This window comes from Pseudochelatococcus lubricantis (assembly GCF_011762225.1).
Lineage (GTDB): Bacteria > Pseudomonadota > Alphaproteobacteria > Rhizobiales > Beijerinckiaceae > Pseudochelatococcus > Pseudochelatococcus lubricantis.
The window spans coordinates 216,591-234,434 of sequence record NZ_JAASQI010000008.1; the positions used below are offsets into that span (position 1 = coordinate 216,591).

General features: G+C 65.7%; 12 protein-coding genes. 6 read left to right on the forward strand and 6 right to left on the reverse strand.

Annotated features, from left to right (window positions below):
* Nucleotides 1-97 precede the first annotated feature (97 nt).
* The 4 genes from FHS82_RS16550 (at nucleotide 98) to nhaA (ending at nucleotide 9,143) form a co-directional block, all read left to right on the forward strand.
* Nucleotides 98-4,936 (forward strand): NAD-glutamate dehydrogenase, encoded by a 4,839-nt coding sequence (locus tag FHS82_RS16550; protein ID WP_377700083.1) that lies wholly within the window; start codon nucleotides 98-100, stop codon nucleotides 4,934-4,936.
* Between the two features lie 218 nt (nucleotides 4,937-5,154).
* The gene (nspC, locus tag FHS82_RS16555; RefSeq protein ID WP_166954878.1) at nucleotides 5,155-6,255 is read left to right on the forward strand and encodes a carboxynorspermidine decarboxylase; all 1,101 of its coding nucleotides are present in this window, start codon (nucleotides 5,155-5,157) and stop codon (nucleotides 6,253-6,255) included.
* A 48-nt stretch (nucleotides 6,256-6,303) separates the two neighbouring features.
* Nucleotides 6,304-7,581 carry a saccharopine dehydrogenase family protein gene (locus FHS82_RS16560; protein WP_166954819.1) on the forward strand — a complete coding sequence of 426 codons (1,278 nt, stop codon included), beginning with the start codon at nucleotides 6,304-6,306 and terminating at the stop codon, nucleotides 7,579-7,581.
* Nucleotides 7,582-7,793: 212 nt separating this feature from the next.
* A complete protein-coding gene (gene nhaA / locus FHS82_RS16565) occupies nucleotides 7,794-9,143 on the forward strand; it encodes a Na+/H+ antiporter NhaA (protein ID WP_166954821.1) in 1,350 nt (449 codons plus the stop codon).
* Here nhaA and folK read toward each other — a convergent pair whose 3' ends face one another.
* Genes folK through mnmA form a run of 5 tightly spaced genes read right to left on the reverse strand, consistent with a single transcriptional unit; the run spans nucleotide 9,144 to nucleotide 12,469 of the window.
* Entirely contained in the window at nucleotides 9,144-9,635 is a 492-nt protein-coding gene (gene folK / locus FHS82_RS16570; protein ID WP_166954823.1) for a 2-amino-4-hydroxy-6-hydroxymethyldihydropteridine diphosphokinase, read from the reverse strand. It abuts the gene before it with no gap.
* A 4-nt stretch (nucleotides 9,636-9,639) separates the two neighbouring features.
* Entirely contained in the window at nucleotides 9,640-10,041 is a 402-nt protein-coding gene (folB, locus tag FHS82_RS16575) for a dihydroneopterin aldolase (protein WP_166954825.1), read from the reverse strand.
* Nucleotides 10,042-10,049: 8 nt separating this feature from the next.
* Complete coding sequence (locus FHS82_RS16580; protein WP_208394290.1) at nucleotides 10,050-10,568, reverse strand: HPP family protein; 519 nt, start codon at nucleotides 10,566-10,568, stop codon at nucleotides 10,050-10,052.
* Nucleotides 10,569-10,621: 53 nt separating this feature from the next.
* Complete coding sequence (locus FHS82_RS16585; protein ID WP_166954827.1) at nucleotides 10,622-11,272, reverse strand: class I SAM-dependent methyltransferase; 651 nt, start codon at nucleotides 11,270-11,272, stop codon at nucleotides 10,622-10,624.
* The gene (gene mnmA / locus FHS82_RS16590; protein WP_166954882.1) at nucleotides 11,273-12,469 is read right to left on the reverse strand and encodes a tRNA 2-thiouridine(34) synthase MnmA; all 1,197 of its coding nucleotides are present in this window, start codon (nucleotides 12,467-12,469) and stop codon (nucleotides 11,273-11,275) included.
* A gap of 321 nt (nucleotides 12,470-12,790) precedes the next feature.
* Between mnmA and sciP the strand changes: the two genes are divergently transcribed.
* Nucleotides 12,791-13,066: a CtrA inhibitor SciP gene (gene sciP / locus FHS82_RS16595; RefSeq protein ID WP_166954829.1), complete on the forward strand. Its 276-nt coding sequence runs from the start codon at nucleotides 12,791-12,793 to the stop codon at nucleotides 13,064-13,066.
* A 130-nt stretch (nucleotides 13,067-13,196) separates the two neighbouring features.
* Here the strand turns inward: sciP and FHS82_RS16600 are convergent, their stop codons facing one another.
* A complete protein-coding gene (locus FHS82_RS16600; RefSeq protein ID WP_166954831.1) occupies nucleotides 13,197-13,865 on the reverse strand; it encodes a S24 family peptidase in 669 nt (222 codons plus the stop codon).
* 763 nt (nucleotides 13,866-14,628) lie between these two features.
* Here FHS82_RS16600 and polA point away from each other — a divergent pair.
* Entirely contained in the window at nucleotides 14,629-17,652 is a 3,024-nt protein-coding gene (polA, locus tag FHS82_RS16605) for a DNA polymerase I (protein ID WP_377700079.1), read from the forward strand.
* The last annotated feature ends 192 nt before the right edge of the window (nucleotides 17,653-17,844 follow it).

Sequence of the window (17,844 nt, forward strand, 5' to 3'; positions counted from 1 at the left end):
TGTGTCAGAATGCCCGTGCGCGAACGCGGCATGAACGTCGTGCCGGCGCAGGATATGTCATCTGCTCCTTGGCGGCGGCAGGTAACGGGAGGAAATCGTGACGGTATCGGACTTGATCGCACGGGTCGAAGGCGGGTTGTCTGAGGAGGGCGCTTCGGCGCCCGGCTGGTTTGTGGAAGCCCTGCTGGGGCAGGTGGCGGCGGAGGACCTCACCGTCTATCCGGAAACATTCCTTGCCGCGCTCGTGGAAGAGGCGTTCGGGCATCTGACGCAGCGGCGTCTGCGCGGGCAGCCGAGCATTCGCCTCACCGATCACGAAACGGAGACGACCACCGGCGCGCGCCAGATCACGGTTGTGGAGATCGTCAACGACAACAGGCCGTTCCTGCTCGACTCGACGCTGGCGGCGGTGGTCGACCTCGGCTTCGAGCCGCTGCTGGTCGCCCATCCCATCATCGAGGTGGCGCGCGACGAGACCGGCGGTGTGCTTTCCGTGCGGGGCGAGGCCGGGGCGGAAGTGCCGCCGGCGGGCGTGAGCCGCGAGAGCCTGATCCACATCCACCTGCCGCGCATCGAGGACGAGGAGGCGCGGGAGCGCCTGGCCGACGAACTGACGCGCGTATATGCCGACGTGTCGAGCGCTGTCGGGGACTGGCCGGCAATGCGCGCGCGGCTCGTCGCCACGCTGACCACGCTGCGCGAAACGCCGCCGCCGTTGCCTGGCGAGACGCTGAGCGAGGCCGTTGCCTTCCTGCAATGGCTGGTCGATGACAACTTCACCTTCCTCGGCATCCGCGAATACCGCTTCCGGGCCGACACCGTCGCCGATCCGGTGGCGGGCACGGGGCTCGGCATTCTGCGCGATCCGGACATGCGTGTGCTGCGGCGTGGGCGCGAACTCGTCGTCATGACGCAGGAAATCCGGGAGTTCCTGCAGAAACCGGTGGCGCTGATCATCGCCAAGGCCAACGTCAAGTCGCGCGTGCACCGGCGGGTGCACCTCGACTACATCGGCGTCAAGCTGTTCGACGACGTTGGCGAGGTGGTGGGCGAGCTGCGCATCGTCGGCCTGTTCACCGGCAACGCCTATACGCAGTCGACGACGGCCATCCCTTACCTGCGCCAGAAGGTGGCGGAAGTGGTGCGCCGGGCGGAATTCGACCCGGCGAGCTATTCCGGCCGCGCGCTTCTGCACGTGCTCGACGATTATCCGCGCGACGAGCTGTTCCAGATCGATGTCGGCACGCTTTATGACTTCGCGCACGACATCCTGCGCCTCACCGAGCGCCCGCGTGTGCGCGTGCTGTCGCGGCTGGACGAGTTCGGCCGCTTCGTGTCGGTGCTCGTCTACGTGCCCAAGGACCGTTACAACACGGATACGCGCGCCCAGATCGGCGCGTTTCTGACGCGGCTCTATCAGGGCCGGCTGTCGGCGACTTATCCGTCCTATCCGGCGGGGCCGTTGGCGCGCATCCACTACATCATCGGGCGCGACGACGGCGACACGCCGGTCATCGACCGCACGACGCTGGAAGCGGGGATCGCCAGCCTGATCCGCACCTGGGGCGACTCGCTCCGCGAGGCGCTTTCCCGCCATGTCGGCGGCGCGCGGGGCCGGCAGCTCGCCGTGACCTACGGCGAGGCGTTCGGCGGCGCCTACCGCGAGGCATTCTCGGGCGAGGCGGTGATCGATGACATCGCCGGCATCGAGGCGCTGGCGCCCGAGCATCCGCGCGCGGTGAAGTTCTACAGGCGCGAGGGCGACCCGGAGATGCGCGTCGGCCTCAAGGTGTTCTCGCGTGGCGCGCCGACGCCGCTGTCCGAGCGCGTGCCGTTGCTCGAAAAGCTCGGCTTCAGGGTCGTCAACGAGCGAACCTACCGCGTGGTGCCGCGCGGCGCGGAGCCGGAGGCGCGGGTGTGGCTGCACGACATGACGCTGGAACGCGCGGCGGGCGGAGCCATCAACATCGAGCGGGCGAAGGCCGAGCTTGAGGCGGCGCTGATCGCGCTGTTCGAGGGGCAGGCGGAGTCGGACGGCTTCAACGTGTTGGTGCTGGAGGCCTCCCTCGGCTGGCGCGATGCGGCTATCCTGCGCGCCTACGGCCGGTATCTGCGCCAGATCGGCGCGCCGTTCGGGCAGGAATACCTGGCGCAGACGCTGGCGCACCATCCGGAAATCACGGCCCGTCTCGTCGCGCTGATCGGCGCGCGCTTCAATCCGGACCTCGACGGCGGGGAGGATGTCGATCGCGCGGCGCGCGAGACGGAGGTGCGGGCCGATATCGAGACGCGCCTGCAGGGCGTTTCCAGCCTCGATGAGGACCGCATCCTGCGTCGCTTCGCCAACCTGATCGCGGCCACCGTGCGCACCAACATCTTCCAGCGCGGCGCACAGGGCGGCCCCCGCGACACCATCGCCTTCAAGTTCGAATGCGCGAAGGTGGAGGGGCTGCCCAAGCCCGTGCCGCTCTACGAGATCTTCGTCTATTCGCCGCGCGTGGAGGGCGTGCACCTGCGCTTCGGCAAGGTGGCGCGCGGCGGCCTGCGCTGGTCCGACAGGCCGCAGGACTTCCGCACCGAGGTGCTCGGCCTTGTGAAGGCACAGCAGGTGAAGAACGCGGTCATCGTGCCGGTGGGCGCCAAGGGCGGCTTCGTGCCGAAGCGCCTGCCGCCGGCGAGCGACCGCGCGGCGTGGCTGGAGGAAGGCCGCGGCGCCTACCGCGTGTTCATCGCCAGCCTCCTCGACCTCACCGACAACCGGGCGGGCACCGAGATCGTGCCGCCGCCGCGCACCGTGCGCCACGACGGCGACGATCCGTATCTTGTCGTTGCAGCGGACAAGGGCACCGCGACCTTCTCGGACCTCGCCAACGAAATCTCACTGGAGCACGGCCACTGGCTCGGCGATGCCTTCGCCTCGGGCGGCAGCAACGGCTACGATCACAAGGGCATGGGGATCACCGCGCGCGGCGCGTGGGAAGCGGTGAAGCGGCATTTCCGCGAGATCGACATCGACATCCAGACCACCCCCGTCACCGTTGCGGGCGTGGGCGACATGTCGGGCGACGTATTCGGCAACGGCATGCTGCTGTCGCAGGCGCTGAAGCTTGTCGCCGCTTTCGACCACCGCGATATCTTCCTGGATCCCGATCCCGATCCCGCGACGGCCTGGGCGGAGCGCAAGCGGCTGTTCGAGCTGCCGCGTTCGAGCTGGCAGGACTACGACCGCGGGCTGATTTCCACGGGCGGCGGCGTGTTTTCGCGATCGGCCAAGACTATTCCGTTGTCGGAGCAGGTCCGCGCACGGCTCGGCATCGACAAGGCGGAGGCGACGCCGCAGGAGCTGATCTCGGCCATCCTCAGGGCCTCCGTCGACCTGCTGTGGTTCGGCGGCATCGGCACCTACATCCGCGCCTCGGGCGAGAGCGACGACAAGGTGGGCGACCGCGCCAACGACTCCATCCGCATCGCCGGCCGCGATGTGCGGGCGCGCGTCATCGGCGAGGGCGCCAACCTCGGCGTCACCCAGCAGGGGCGCATCGAGGCGGCGCGCAGGGGCGTGCGCATCAACACGGACGCCATCGACAACTCGGCGGGCGTGAACACCTCGGACGTGGAGGTGAACCTCAAGATCGCGCTCAGTATTCCCGAGAGCGACGGACGGCTGAGCGGAGAGGAGCGCAACGCGCTGCTGGCGCAGATGACGCCGGAGGTGGCGCAGCTTGTGCTCGTCACCAACTACGAGCAGCCGCGCGCCATCTCGCTGATGGAACGGCGCGGGGCCGGGGAAATCGGCTACGCGCGCCGCTTCATCCAGGTGCTGGAGGCGGCGGGCCGCCTTGACCGGGCCATCGAGTACCTGCCCGACGACGCGGAACTGGCGGCGCGCGAGAAGCGCGGCGAGGGGCTGACGCGGCCGGAAATCGCGGTGCTGCTGGCCTATGCGAAGCTCGCGCTCTACGACGCGATCCTGGAATCCGGCGTGCCGGACGACCCCTACGTGGCGCACGAGCTGGAACAGTATTTCCCGCCAGAGCTGGGTGAACGCTTCCCCGACGCCATCGAGCACCACCGCCTGCGGCGCGAGATCATCGCGACGCGGTTGTCGAACGCGATCATCAACCACGCGGGCGCGACCATTGTCACCAAGGTGGCGGACCAGACGGGAGCGGACGCGCCGACGCTGGCGGCAGCCTATATCGCGACGTGGGCGTCGCTGGGGCTCGACGGGATCGTGCGCGGCATCGATGCGCTCGACGCGCGCATCGGCGCGGGCGAGGGGGCGGTGAGCGGGGCGACGCAGCTGGCGCTCTATGCCGACGTTCAGGACATGCTTGTGGACCGGCTGGTGTGGTTCAGCCGCAACGTCGATTTCTCGGCGGGCGGCATCGAGGCTGTGGTGACGCGCTACCGGGCGGGCGTTGAGGCAATCGGGCACGTCCTCGACACGACGGCCGGGGCCGAGGCGCCCGACCCGCGGGTGGCGGAACTGCTGGCGCGCAACGTGCCGGAGGCCGTGGCCGAACAGCTTGGGCGTCTCGAAGCGCTGGTGGAGGCGCCGGACATCGTGCGCACGGCGGCGCGGGCCGGCCATCCCGTCGAGGAGGTGGCGCGGGTGCATCTGGCGCTCGCGGACGTGTTCGCCTTCAACGAGCTGGCACAGGCGGGCCGCGACATCAGCCTGCCGGATTATTACGACCGGCTGGCGCTGGAGCGGGCGGTCACCGCGCTCGCGGACGCGCACGTGCGGCTGACGTCGGAAATCGTCGCCGACGGCGAGGGCGCGGGCGACGAGGCCGTGGCGCAATGGCAGCAGCGGCGCGCGGGCGACGTTGCCCGCATCCGAGACGCTGTCGACAATATCCGTGCCTCCGGCCTCACCCTCTCAAGGCTCATCGTCGCCGCGAGCCTCGTCGGCGATCTCGCGCGCGGATAAGCCCGCGCAACACCGCCGCAACACAACGCGCGCGCCCTCCGGGACGCGCGCGTTTTCGCGTCCAGGGCCGGGTTCGGAATTCGTCCTTGAATTTCAGGCGATTGGAAGATAAAACAGCGCCAGCGGTTTCTGGTGTTTTCCAGAACAGGCGCAAGGTGACCGTGAGCGCCGCATAATTTCTCGACAGCAAGGATGTGGAATTGAACGACAGATCGAACCTGCAGACACCGTATTACCTGATTGACAAGGAAAAACTTCTTCGCAACATGGAAGTAATAGCCAAGGTTCGCGAGAAGTCGGGCGCAAAAGCTTTGCTGGCTTTGAAATGCTTCGCGACCTGGTCGGTGTTCGATCTGATGCGTCAGTATATGGACGGGACGACATCGTCGTCGCTCTATGAGGCCAGGCTCGGCCGGGAGAAGTTCGGCGGCGAGACCCACGCCTACAGCGTGGCCTATGCCGAGAACGAGATCGACGAGGTGCTGGCGCAGGCCGACAAGATCATCTTCAATTCCATCGGGCAGCTCGCGCGGTTTTCGGCACGTGCGCGGGCGCACGGCGTCCGGCAGGGGCTGCGTGTCAACCCCGGCGTCAGCAGCTCCGGCTTCACCCTGGCCGACCCCGCGCGCCCCTTCAGCCGTCTGGGCGAATGGGACGTGGAGAAGGTCGAAGCCGTGATGGGGCAGATCTCGGGTTTCATGATCCATAACAACTGCGAGAACGCCGACTTCGCGCTTTTCGACGACATGCTCGGGCAGATCGAGGGCCGTTACGGTGCGCTGCTGCAGCGTCTCGACTGGATCAGCCTTGGCGGCGGCATCCATTTCACCGGCGAGGGCTATCCGGTCGAGGCCTTCGCGGAGCGGCTGAAGGCTTTCGCCGACAGGCATGGCGTGCAGATCTATCTGGAGCCGGGCGAGGCCGCCATCACCAACAGCACTACATTGGAAGTGACGGTGCTCGACACCATGTTCAATGGCAAGAACCTCGCGATCGTCGACAGTTCCATCGAAGCGCACATGCTCGATCTGCTGATCTACCGGCAGAACGCCAAGATGAAGCCCAATGACGGCGCTCACTTCTATGAGATATGCGGCAAGTCCTGCCTCGCCGGCGATATCTTTGGCGAGTTCAGCTTCGAGAACCCGCTCCAGGTCGGCGACAGGCTGTCCTTCGAGGACGCCGCCGGCTACACGATGGTGAAGAAGAACTGGTTCAACGGCGTGAAAATGCCGTCCATCGCCGTTCGCCAACTCGACGGCACTGTGGATGTCGTCAGGGAGTTCGGCTTTGATGACTTCGCAGGCAATCTTTCGTAAGTTTGCCATCGATACTTTTACCCACGTACATGGAGAACCCCGCGTGAAATGAAAAAGAACGTCCTCATTATCGGTGCTGGAGGTGTAGCACAGGTCGTCGCCCATAAAGCCGCGCAGAACAACGATATTCTCGGCGATATTCATATCGCCTCCCGCAGCATCGCCAAATGCGAGAAGATCGTCGCGGAGGTGCTGGAGAAGGGCAGCCTCAAGGTGCCCGGCGTGCTGAAGGCGCATGCGCTCGACGCGCTCGACATCGAGGCGACGAAGGCGCTGATCCGCGAGACGGGTGTCGAGATCGTCATCAATGTCGGCTCGGCCTTCGTCAACATGTCGGTGCTGCGCGCCGTGATTGACACCGGCGTCGCCTATATCGATACGGCCATCCATGAGGACCCGGCGAAGATCTGCGAAACGCCGCCGTGGTACGGCAACTATGAGTGGCATCACGGCGATGAATGCGCCGCGAAGGGCATCACGGCCATCCACGGCGCGGGTTTCGATCCCGGAGTCGTCAACGCCTATGCAGCGCTCGCCGTGCAGGATTACTTCGATCAGGTCGATTCCATCGACATCATCGACGTCAATGCCGGCAGCCACGGACGTTACTTCGCCACCAACTTCGATCCGGAGATCAATTTCCGCGAGTTCACGGGGCAGGTCTATTCGTGGCAGAACGGCGAATGGCAGACCAACCAGATGTTCGAGATAAGCCGCATTGACGACCTGCCGGTTGTGGGCGAGCAGACGACCTATCTCTCCGGCCACGACGAGATCCACTCCCTGTCGCGCAACCTGCCCGTGAAGGATATCCGCTTCTGGATGGGCTTTGGCGCGCATTACATCAACGTGTTCACGGTGCTGAAGAACCTCGGCCTCCTGTCCGAGCAGCCGGTGATGACGGCGGAGGGGCTGGAGGTCGTGCCGCTCAAGGTGGTCAAGGCGGTGCTGCCCGATCCCTCGTCGCTCGCGCCCGACTACACGGGCAAGACCTGCATCGGCGATCTCGTCAAGGGCACCAGGGACGGCGCGGCGCGCGAAATCTTCATCTATCAGATCTGCGACCATAAAGAGTCCTACGACGAGGTCGGCAGCCAGGCGATCTCCTACACCGCGGGCGTGCCGCCCGTCGCGGCGGCCATCCTGATCGCCAGGGGCGACTGGGACGTGAGACGGCAGGTCAACGTGGAGGAGCTGCCGCCGCATCCCTTCCTCGACCTGCTGAACCGTATCGGCTTGCCGTCGCGCATCCGGGACGGAGAGGGAGATCGGGCGCTGGAATTCACGCAGGCCGAAGACGGCCGGTGGAGCGTCGCCGGCGCGTAGCAGAACCGGACAGGCGGGCGCGCCGGCGCGCCCGCATCCCGGTGGCCGTTGCGCCGGTGGCGGGGAGGGGAGCTGTTCGCGCCCGGCCTGCCGGGGGAAATTGTCAAATCGCATTCGACCCTGTAAGCCAATAGGCGGGTGCCGTCGCGGCATGCGGCCTGGCGGCAGGACGGTTGTGCTGGTCGGGCCGCCAGCACGGGAGAAGCGAACCCATGATCCGCCCCTTGTCCGAAACAGCCCCAACCCGTGCCCAGATCGTCACGCAAAAAGCGTTCCGTGCGATCGAGCATTTCATGCATATCGAGGCGGTGAGCGGCATCGTGCTGCTCGTCGCCGCGGCCTTCGCGCTGGCGTGGGCCAACTCGCCCTGGGCGCACAGCTACCACGACCTCTGGCATACGCCGGTCTCGATAGGGATCGGCGATCTCGTCTTTTCCAGAAGCCTGCATTTCTGGATCAACGACGTGCTGATGACGGTGTTTTTCCTCGTTGTCGGCATGGAAATCCGGCGCGAGATCCACGACGGCGCGCTGGCCAGCCTGAGGCTTGCGGCGCTGCCGATCGTCGCGGCGCTCGGCGGCGTGACGGCGCCGGCGCTGATCTACCTCGCCATCAACGGCGATCCGCTTCTGCGTCACGGGTGGGCAGTGCCGACGGCCACCGATATCGCCTTTGCCGTGGGCGTCATGGCGCTTCTCGGCAGGTCGATCCCCGGCAACCTGCGCATCCTGCTGCTGGCGCTGGCGATCATTGACGATATCGTGGCCGTCATCATCATCGCGCTGTTCTATTCGGGCGGGCTCGACTACAGCGGCCTCATGATCGCGGCGCTCGGCATCGTCGCCGTGCTCGGCCTGCAGTGGATAGGCATCGGCAATGCCTATGCCTATGTCGTGCCGGGCGCGATCATCTGGCTCGGCCTGCTGCAGACCGGGGCGCATCCGACGCTGGCTGGCGTCGTCCTCGGGCTGATGACGCCGGTGTTTCCGATGCGGGCGCAGGAGAACCCGCTGACCGTCGCGGAGCGCGCGATGCACGAATGCGTGGAGAATGCGCGCGCCGGTGGCGGGCGCGCCGATGTGCTCATCCGGCCGCTGCGGCAACTGCGGCTGGCGCAGCGCGAACTCGTGCCGCCGGTCGTGCGCGTGCAGCAGGCGCTGCATCCGTGGGTGGCCTTCGGCATCATGCCGCTCTTCGCGTTGGCGAACGCGGGTGTCAGCCTCGGTGATGTCGACGCCGCCGCTCCCGGTTTCGGCCCGGTGATGTTCGGCGTCGCGCTCGCGTTGGTCGTTGGCAAGCCGCTCGGCGTCATGCTGGCGTGCTGGGCAGCGGTGCGGCTTGGCATCAGCCGGCTGCCGCCGCAGGTGACGTGGCCGGGCGTGCTGCTTGTGGGGCTGCTCGCCGGCATCGGCTTTACGATGTCGATCTTCATCGCCAACCTCGCCTTCGATGATGCGACGCTGCTGGCCGCGGCGAAGTTTGGCGTGCTGCTCGCTTCCACCTCGGCCGCTGTCCTTGGCCTGATCTACGGTCTGTATTATGCCCGCGCGTCGGCAGGCTGATCAGGGCTCGTCGTCGGGCATGGCGGAGATGCCGGCATCCGTGAACCGACCCGCGAGTTGGCCGACGGGCCGGCCGCCGATCCGCAGGTCGCCGGCGATCTCGGCGAGGGGAATCAGGACAAAAGCCCGTTCGAGAAGATGGGGATGGGGCAGCGTCAGGGTGTCGCTGGCGATCGGCAGGCCGTCGTAGTCGAGCAGGTCGATATCGATGATGCGCGGCCCCCATTTGCGGAGGCGTTTCCGGCCCATGGCGCGCTCGACATCGAGGCACACCTCCAGCAGCGCATGGGGCGAGAGAGTGGTGTCGACGGCGGCGCAGGCGTTGACGAACCAGTCCTGATCCGTGTCGCCCCACGGCGGAGTGCGATAGTCGCGCGAGCGCGCCGCCACGGCGACGCCCGGCAGGGCGGCGAGTCTCGCCAGCGCTTCGGCGATCATGGCGCGCTTGTCGCCCATGTTGCTGCCGAGGCCGAGATAGGCGCGTGCGGACATCGCGTCAGGCGCCGGGGCGAAAGCGCGTGATCTCGACCGCGACGTTGTCGATGATGGCGGGGATGGGGGCCGCCGGCTTCTCGACGCGCACGGTGACGCGCACGAGTCGCGACACGGTGGCGAGAAGGGCCGAGGCGATGGCCTCCGCCAGTCCTTCAAGGGTGTTGAAACGCTGGCCAGTGCCCACGCTCTGCACGGTCTCGGTCATCCCCGCGTAGCAGGCGGTGCTGTTCCAGTCATCGTTGCATCCGGCTTCCCGAAGGTCGAGCCCGACGTCGAGCGATATGAAGAAGCGCTGCCCCAGCTTCGCCTCTTCGGCATGCAGGCCGTGATAGGCAAAAAGCGCGATGCGACTGACGATGATGCGGTCCGCGGGAAGCTGCCCGCCGGGAGATGGCTGGTTCATGGATCGTGTCAGACCTTCCGTACCGGATAGATATGTCCGGAGACAAGCCGGTGATAGAGAAGCGCGAAGGCGACAATCACGACGGCGCCCGTCGCCACCGGGGTGACGAGGTACCACAACCCGTAGCCGCCGCCAATCACGATGACGGGATTGCCGGCTCCCGGTGGATGCAGGGTGGCGGTAACCGCCATCGCGAAGATGGCGAGGCCTACGCCCGCCGCCATGGACAGGGGCGTCTGCCCGAACACGGACAGCGACAGCAACCCGGCGGCGGCGGACAAGATATGCCCGCCGATAACGTTGCGCGGCTGTGCCAGCGGGCTCTGCGGCAGGGTCAGCACCAGCACGCACGACGCGCCGAAGGAGGCCATCAGAAACAGGGCGTGCGCATATTGCCCGGCGCTCGCCAGCCCGAAGATGACAAGGGCGCTGCAGCCGCCGACGACCGCGCCCTCCTGCGTTCGCCGCACGACGGGATAGGCGCGAAGCCGGATCATGTAATCGAGCAGCAGGCGGGACCTTGACACGACGGGATGTCTTTCACGGAACCGGCGGGCTTCGCCAGGCAGCGGCGGGGCGCTCACCCCACCTTGCGCACGCGGATGATCTTGAAGAAGCCGAGCGGGAACGCCGGCCGCACCTCGACCAGCGACGCGGCAGGATGCTGCTCCGCCCACGTCTCGATGCGGCGCGTCTTGAACGCCGAACTCCAGCCGAGTTTGCGCACCGCCGGCGCGACCGCCTCCTCGGCACGGGCGATCGGCCCGTCATCGACGCCAAAATGGTTCGCCAGGATGATTTCGCCGCCGGGCCGCAACACGCGCAGGAATTCGTCGAGCGCCCGTTCGGGATGCGGCACAAGCGTGATCAGGAACTGCGCCACCACGGCGTCGAACGCGGCATCGGGAAAGCCCAGCCGGCAGGCGTCCATCACGGTGAGCAAGCGCACATGGGAAAGCTTGTGCTTTGCCACCTTGTCCTGCGCCCGGAGCAGCATGTGCTCCGAAATGTCGAAGCCGATGACATTGGCCTGCGCCGGATAATCCCCGAGCGACAGGCCGGTGCCGACGCCAGCCTCCAGCACCTTGTTGCCGCAGGCGAGCGCGGCCGCCACTGCGTCCCGCCGCGCGGAAGCGGTCAGTCCATCATAGACGATATCGTAGATGGGCGCCCAGCGCGCGTAGGCCTTGCGCATCAGCGAGGTGTCGGGTCCGTCGGCAATCGTGCTCATTCACAGGGGTTCCGTTACGGTTGCAAGCCTGGGTGACGTGGCGGGAGGCACCACGAGCGGAACGAGAGGGCGTGTGCGCCGGATGGTGCCGCCGCCGAGAACGCGCGCGCGCGGCTCCTCGCTCTCGTAAATGACGCACGCCTGCCCGGGCGCGACCCCGAGTTCGGCGACGGGCAGCGTGATGACGGCGCCCTCGCCGGTCATCTGCAGGAAGGCCGGATGGGGCGGGCGGGTGGAGCGGACCCGCACCGCGACCTCGACAGGCTCGCCGCCCGGGACGAGCGGCGTCTCGCCGAGCCAGTTGAGGTCGCCCAGCGTGATCGCGCTCGTCGCCAGCATGTCGCGCGGCCCGACGATGACACGCGCGTTCTCGGCGTCGAGCTTCACGACGTAGAGCGGCTCGCCCGTCGAGAGGCCGAGGCCCTTGCGCTGGCCGACGGTGAAATGGATGATGCCGCTGTGCCTGCCCAATACGCGGCCGTCGGCATGGACGATGTCGCCCGGCAGTACAGCCTTGGGGCGCAGGCGCTCGATGATGTCCGCGTAGCGGCCGTCGGGAACGAAGCAGATGTCCTGGCTGTCGTGCTTGTCGGCGATCTCAAGGCCGAACTCGCGCGCCAGCGCCCGCGTCTGCGGCTTCGTCAGGTCGCCCAGCGGGAAGCGCAGGATCGACAGCTGCTCGGCGGTGGTGGCGTAGAGGAAATAGCTCTGGTCGCGGTCGGGGTCGGCGGCGCGGTAGAGCGCCCGCCCGTCCACGGCGCCGGGAGCCGGCCGGCTCGCGACATAGTGGCCTGTGGCGAGGACGTCGGCGCCCAGATCGCGCGCAGTGTCGAGCAGTTCGGTGAACTTGATCGACCGGTTGCATTCTACGCAGGGGATCGGCGTCTCGCCGTTGAGGTAGCTGTCGGCGAATCGTTCGATGACCGCGTCCCGGAAGCGTGACTCGTAATCGAGCACATAATGAGGGATGCCGATTCGCTCGGCGACACGGCGGGCATCGTGAATGTCCTGACCGGCGCAGCAGGCGCCCTTGCGGTGGATGGCTGCGCCATGGTCGTAGAGCTGGAGCGTGATGCCGATGACCTCGTATCCCTCGCGCGCGAGCATGGCCGCGACCACGGATGAATCGACCCCACCGGACATCGCCACGACGACCCGCGTGTCGCGCGGGGCCTTGGGCAGATCAAGACTGTTCAACATTACTTTCGCCTCTTGCGCGTCCTTGCGGACACGCGCGCTGCTGCCTCTATACCTGTCCCGTGCCGTTCCCGCCAGTCCCGCGATGCATCAGCCTGCGGCAGGGGAGGGCGATTTCGGAAGAAACATAATTATAAAATATTATCCATCTTCTGTTCTTGAAAGGGCAAGCTGAAGCGCGGGCACGGCCTTTAGGCAATTCTTAAATGGAACCCTTTAGCGTCGCAGATTGACGTAGATCGGTTGAGGGGCGCCACTTGAGCCGGATCGGTCTAGTCGGATCTGTCGAATTGGGTCAGTCAGAATAATGTGAGCGTATCAATGACCGAACTTTTTCGCCCGCGTGTAAAATACGTCATCGGACCGGACGGCAGTCCGCTGACGATAGCAGATCTTCCGCCTACGACTACCAAGCGATGGGTGATCCGGCGCAAGGCCGAGGTCGTGGCGGCCGTCCGTGGAGGACTCCTCAGCCTGGACGAAGCCTGCCAGCGCTATACGCTGACTGTGGAGGAGTTCCTGAGCTGGCAGCAATCCATCGACGAACACGGCCTGGCGGGCCTGCGCACGACGCGCATCCAGCATTACCGGCAATAGAGCGGCGCTGCGGCCCGCGGCACGGCGGGCGAAACGGTTTTCCGAAAACGACAATGGCCAGCCGGACGATCCTCCCGCTGGCCATATCATTTTATACGTCCAAATTGTTTTATACGGCGGGGCCGGGGAGCTACACCGTGCGCCCGAACCAGCGCACGCGGCCCTCGATGACAAGGCGTCCCGCATCCTCCGCCGATACCGTCTCGACCTCGTAAGCAGGATTATCGTTCCGCAGCACCAGCGAGCCGTCGTGGCGGAGTTGCACGCGCTTGACGAGTAACCGCCCGCCCACGAGCAGCACATAAATGCCGTGATCGATGATCTGCCCTACCGAACGGTCGATGAGCAGGAGGTCGCCGTCGCGGATCGTCGGCTCCATGCTGTCGCCGCCGAAGGCCAGCAGGCAAGCGTGGCGCGGGTCGGCGCCGATGCCGCGCAGCCAGCTTTCGCGCATCGCGATCGCGGACGACTGGCTGCCATCCTGCCCGATGCCGCGCGCGGCATCGGCCGCCTCGAACTTCGGCACGTAGACGAACTGGTTGCCGCTGCCCGATCCGGGCGGCTGCAACGTCGGCTCGTCGCCGCCGAACAGGATCCAGTCGGCGGAAACGCCTGTCGCCTGCGCGAGCGCCTTGACGACGCTCGCCGGCGGCTCCGCGCCGGAGAAATACCGCTGCAGCGAGCGAATGGACTTGTCCGTCGCCGCCGCGGCCTTCTGGCCACCCAGACGCTCGAACAGGAAACGGATCCTACGTCCGATATCCGGATCGCGATCCGTGCGGGAAACGTCATCTTTCACTGCATTCGGTTCTAGCAGTCTTTCTGATTTACCAGTCATGGCGCGCATCAACCACTGATAACATAAACGGATGGGGGATCGGGCGTCCGCCGAGGACGCGAAACCGACACGGAATTCGTTGCAATCGCATTGCCGATGGCATCGGCATCAGTCGGGACGCCGTCCCACCTGCGGAACCGCCGGAACCTGGCATTCAGGTTCAAGGGGCGGCCATGGGCCAAGCCATGAGCCAAGCTATGGGCCAACCTTTCGCCACGCCGTTGAGCGAGCCGCGACATAACGGGTTACGACACATCCGGGCAGGCAGACGTCTATTTATTTCGCGATACAAGGCCAGATGCGGGTCTGAACCGGGAAAAACCGGTATATGCGGGCCGAAACCTGTCATGCATCCTGACGTCTCCTCTCGTCGCTATTTTTCCCACTGCATACGCCATTATCAGCTTAAAACTGCATATATGTCAATTTTAATGTACGGCTCCGCTTATTAAATATCGATTGCGGACACTATGTCATCCCCGATAGTAATATATATGTCGCCGTTCGCGCCATATATGGACAGTAAGCTTATTACGGAAGGGCGGTTCCGTGCCGAACATCTGTATTGCAATTAGTGCAGGAATTTTGAAATAGCCGCAGATATGTCGCGTGCATCGCGTCGCATCCCGGAAACGCGGAGCAGCTCCGACCGCGCCACGGGCGCGTGCGCGGACGACCTCAATTTGACTACCTGTCGGCGCGCAAAACGGGGTATGAATGAAGCATGAATGCGACCGATGCTCCCACCGCCACGCCGCCGCGCGCCGACACCGACAGGATGTCCGGACATATCCGTATGCCGGGCAAGGGCGATCACGTCTTCCTCGTCGACGGCTCGTCGTTCGTCTTCCGCGCCTATTTCCAGTCCATGAACCAGGACAGGAAGTACAACTACCGCTCCGACGGCCTGCCGACGGGCGCGGTGCGTCTGTTCTGTACGAAGCTGTTCCAGTTCATCCGTGACGGCGCGGTGGGCATCCTGCCAACGCATCTCGGCATCATCTTCGACAAGTCGGAGAACTCGTTCCGCAAAGAACTGTATCCGCCCTACAAGTCGAACCGGCCGCCGCCGCCCGATGATCTGGTGTCGCAGTTTCCGCTTATGCGCGAGGCGGTGCGCGCCTTCGGCCTCACCCCGGTGGAGCAGGACCGTTACGAGGCCGACGACCTGATCGCGACCTATGCCCGCCAGGCCTCCGAGGCCGGGGCGGACGTGCTCATCATTTCCGCCGACAAGGACCTGATGCAGCTGATACGCCCCGGCATCGCGATGTACGATCCCGCGTCCGGCACCCAGTCCAAGGGCAGCTACCGCGCCGAGCGGAAGATAGGCGAGGAGGAGGTCGTCGCCTATTTTGGCGTGTCGCCGGACAAGGTCGTGGACGTGCAGGCGCTGGCGGGCGATTCCACCGACAATGTGCCCGGCGTTCCCGGTATCGGCATCAAGACGGCGGCGCAGCTCATCGGTACCTACGGCGATCTCGATACGTTGCTGGAGCGCGCGGGCGAGATCAAGCAGCCCAAGCGGCGCGAGGCGCTGCTTGAGAACGCCGAGACCGCCCGCCTGTCGCGCCGGCTCGTGAAGCTTGTCGACGCGGTCGATGTAAACTGCCCGCTGGAGAAGCTCGTCCTGAAGGCGCCGGATCCGCGGCAGTTGATCGGATTTCTGAAGGCGCTGGAGTTCACGACCATCACGCGCCGGGCGGCCGAGATATATGACGTCGATCTGGAGAGCGTCGCGCCGGCGGATATCGGCGTGTCGGCGCCCGTGCGCGCGGAGGAGCCACCGCCCGCGGAAGACAAGCCGGAGGATGACGCCAGCGGTCCAGTCGATGTCGCGGCACGGGCGCTCGCGCGCCAGCAAGGCATGCCGGTCGACACCGGCGCCTATGAAACGGTGACGACCCTGGAGGCGCTAGACCGTTGGATCGCGGAAGCGCGCGAGCGCGGAATCGTGGCGGTTGATACCGAGACCAACGCGCTCGACGCAATGGCGGCCGATCTCGTCGGTATGTCGCTCGCCACCGCGACCGGGCGCGCCTGCTATATTCCGCTGCAGCACCGCGCGGCCGATACGCAGGCGGGCCTGTTCGGCGGCGATGTCTCGCCGGCCAGTGAAGCCGATGGTCTCACGCAGCTTCCCGTTCGGGAGGTGCTGGAACGGCTGAAGCCTCTGCTGACGGACCCTGGCGTGCTCAAGATCGGCCAGAACTTCAAGTTCGACTGGCTGTTGTTCGCCCGTCACGGCATCGAGGTGACGCCATGCGACGACACGATGCTGCTCTCCTATGTGCTCGACGCCGGGCGCGGCACGCACGGCATGGATGCGCTGTCGGAAAAGCATCTCGGCCATAGTCCCATCACTTTTACGGATGTCGCCGGCAAGGGCCGGCAGGCCGTGACCTTTGACAAGGTGGCGATCGACCGCGCGACTGCCTACGCGGGCGAGGATGCCGATGTCACGCTGCGGCTGTGGGAGGTGCTGAAGCCACGAATCGTTTCCGAGAGCAAGGCGACCGTCTACGAAACGCTGGAGCGCCCGCTCGTCGGGGTGCTGGCGCGCATGGAGCGGCGCGGCATCATGATCGACCCCGCGCAACTCGCGCGCCTGTCGGGCGAGTTCGCGCAGCGGATGGGGGCGCTGGAGGACGAGATCCACAAGCTCGCCGGCGAGAGCTTCAACATCGGTTCGCCAAGGCAGCTCGGGGAAATCCTGTTCGGGCGCATGGGCCTGCCGGGCGCGAAGAAGACGGCGACAGGCCAGTGGGCGACGGGTGCGGGCGTGCTTGAGGAGCTTGCCGAACAGGGGCATGAGCTGCCCGCACGCATTCTCGACTGGCGGCAGCTATCGAAGCTGCGTTCTACTTATACGGAAGCGCTGCCCGGCTTCATCAACCCGCAGACGCGGCGAGTGCATACCTCGTTTGCGTTGGCCGCGACGACAACGGGGCGACTCGCCTCGTCCGATCCGAATCTGCAGAACATTCCGATTCGCACCGAGGAAGGCCGCAAGATTCGCAAGGCCTTCGTGAGCGAATCGGGCTGGAAGCTCGTTTCCGCCGACTATTCGCAGATCGAGCTGCGGCTGCTTGCTCATGTCGCCGACATTCCGCAGCTACGCAAGGCGTTCGAGAACGGTATCGACATCCACGCCATGACGGCTTCCGAGATGTTCGGCGTGCCGGTAGAGGGCATGGACCCGTCGATCCGCCGGCGCGCAAAGGCGATCAACTTCGGCATCATCTATGGAATCTCGGCCTTCGGGCTGGCCAATCAGCTTGGAATCAGCCGCGAGGAATCGGGCGCCTATATCCGCCGCTACTTCGAGCGATTCCCCGGGATTCGCGACTACATGGAAGAGACGAAGCGATTCGTGCGCGAGCACGGCTTCGTGAAAACCGTGTTCGGGCGGGTGTGCCACTACCCGCAGATCTATTCGAAGAATGCGTCGGAGCGGGCGTTCGTGGAGCGGCAGGCCATCAACGCGCCTCTGCAGGGAGCGGCCGCCGACATCATCCGCCGTGCGATGGTGCGGATGGAGCCTGCGCTGGCAAACGCGGGGCTTTCGGCGCGCATGCTGCTGCAGGTGCACGACGAACTCGTGTTCGAAGTGCCGGACGCCGAGATAGACGCCGCCATCCCGCTCATCCGGCAGGTCATGGAGCACGCCCCTCTGCCGGCTGTGAAACTCAAGGTTCCGCTTGGGGTTGAGGCGCGCGCGGCCACGAACTGGGACGACGCGCACTGACCGCTCCCGGCGTGACCGCCGTATGTCTGATTTGTGTATGCCTGTGGATAATTATTTGAGGGATTGACGTGAGTGGGGGTGTGACTTAGATAGGGGTCACACCGGCGCTGCGGGCGGTTTGAGAGATTGGTTGCGGCGGCTGGGTTTTATTTTTCTGTGAGCGGAATTGATTGTTTTGCCCGACTTGCGAGG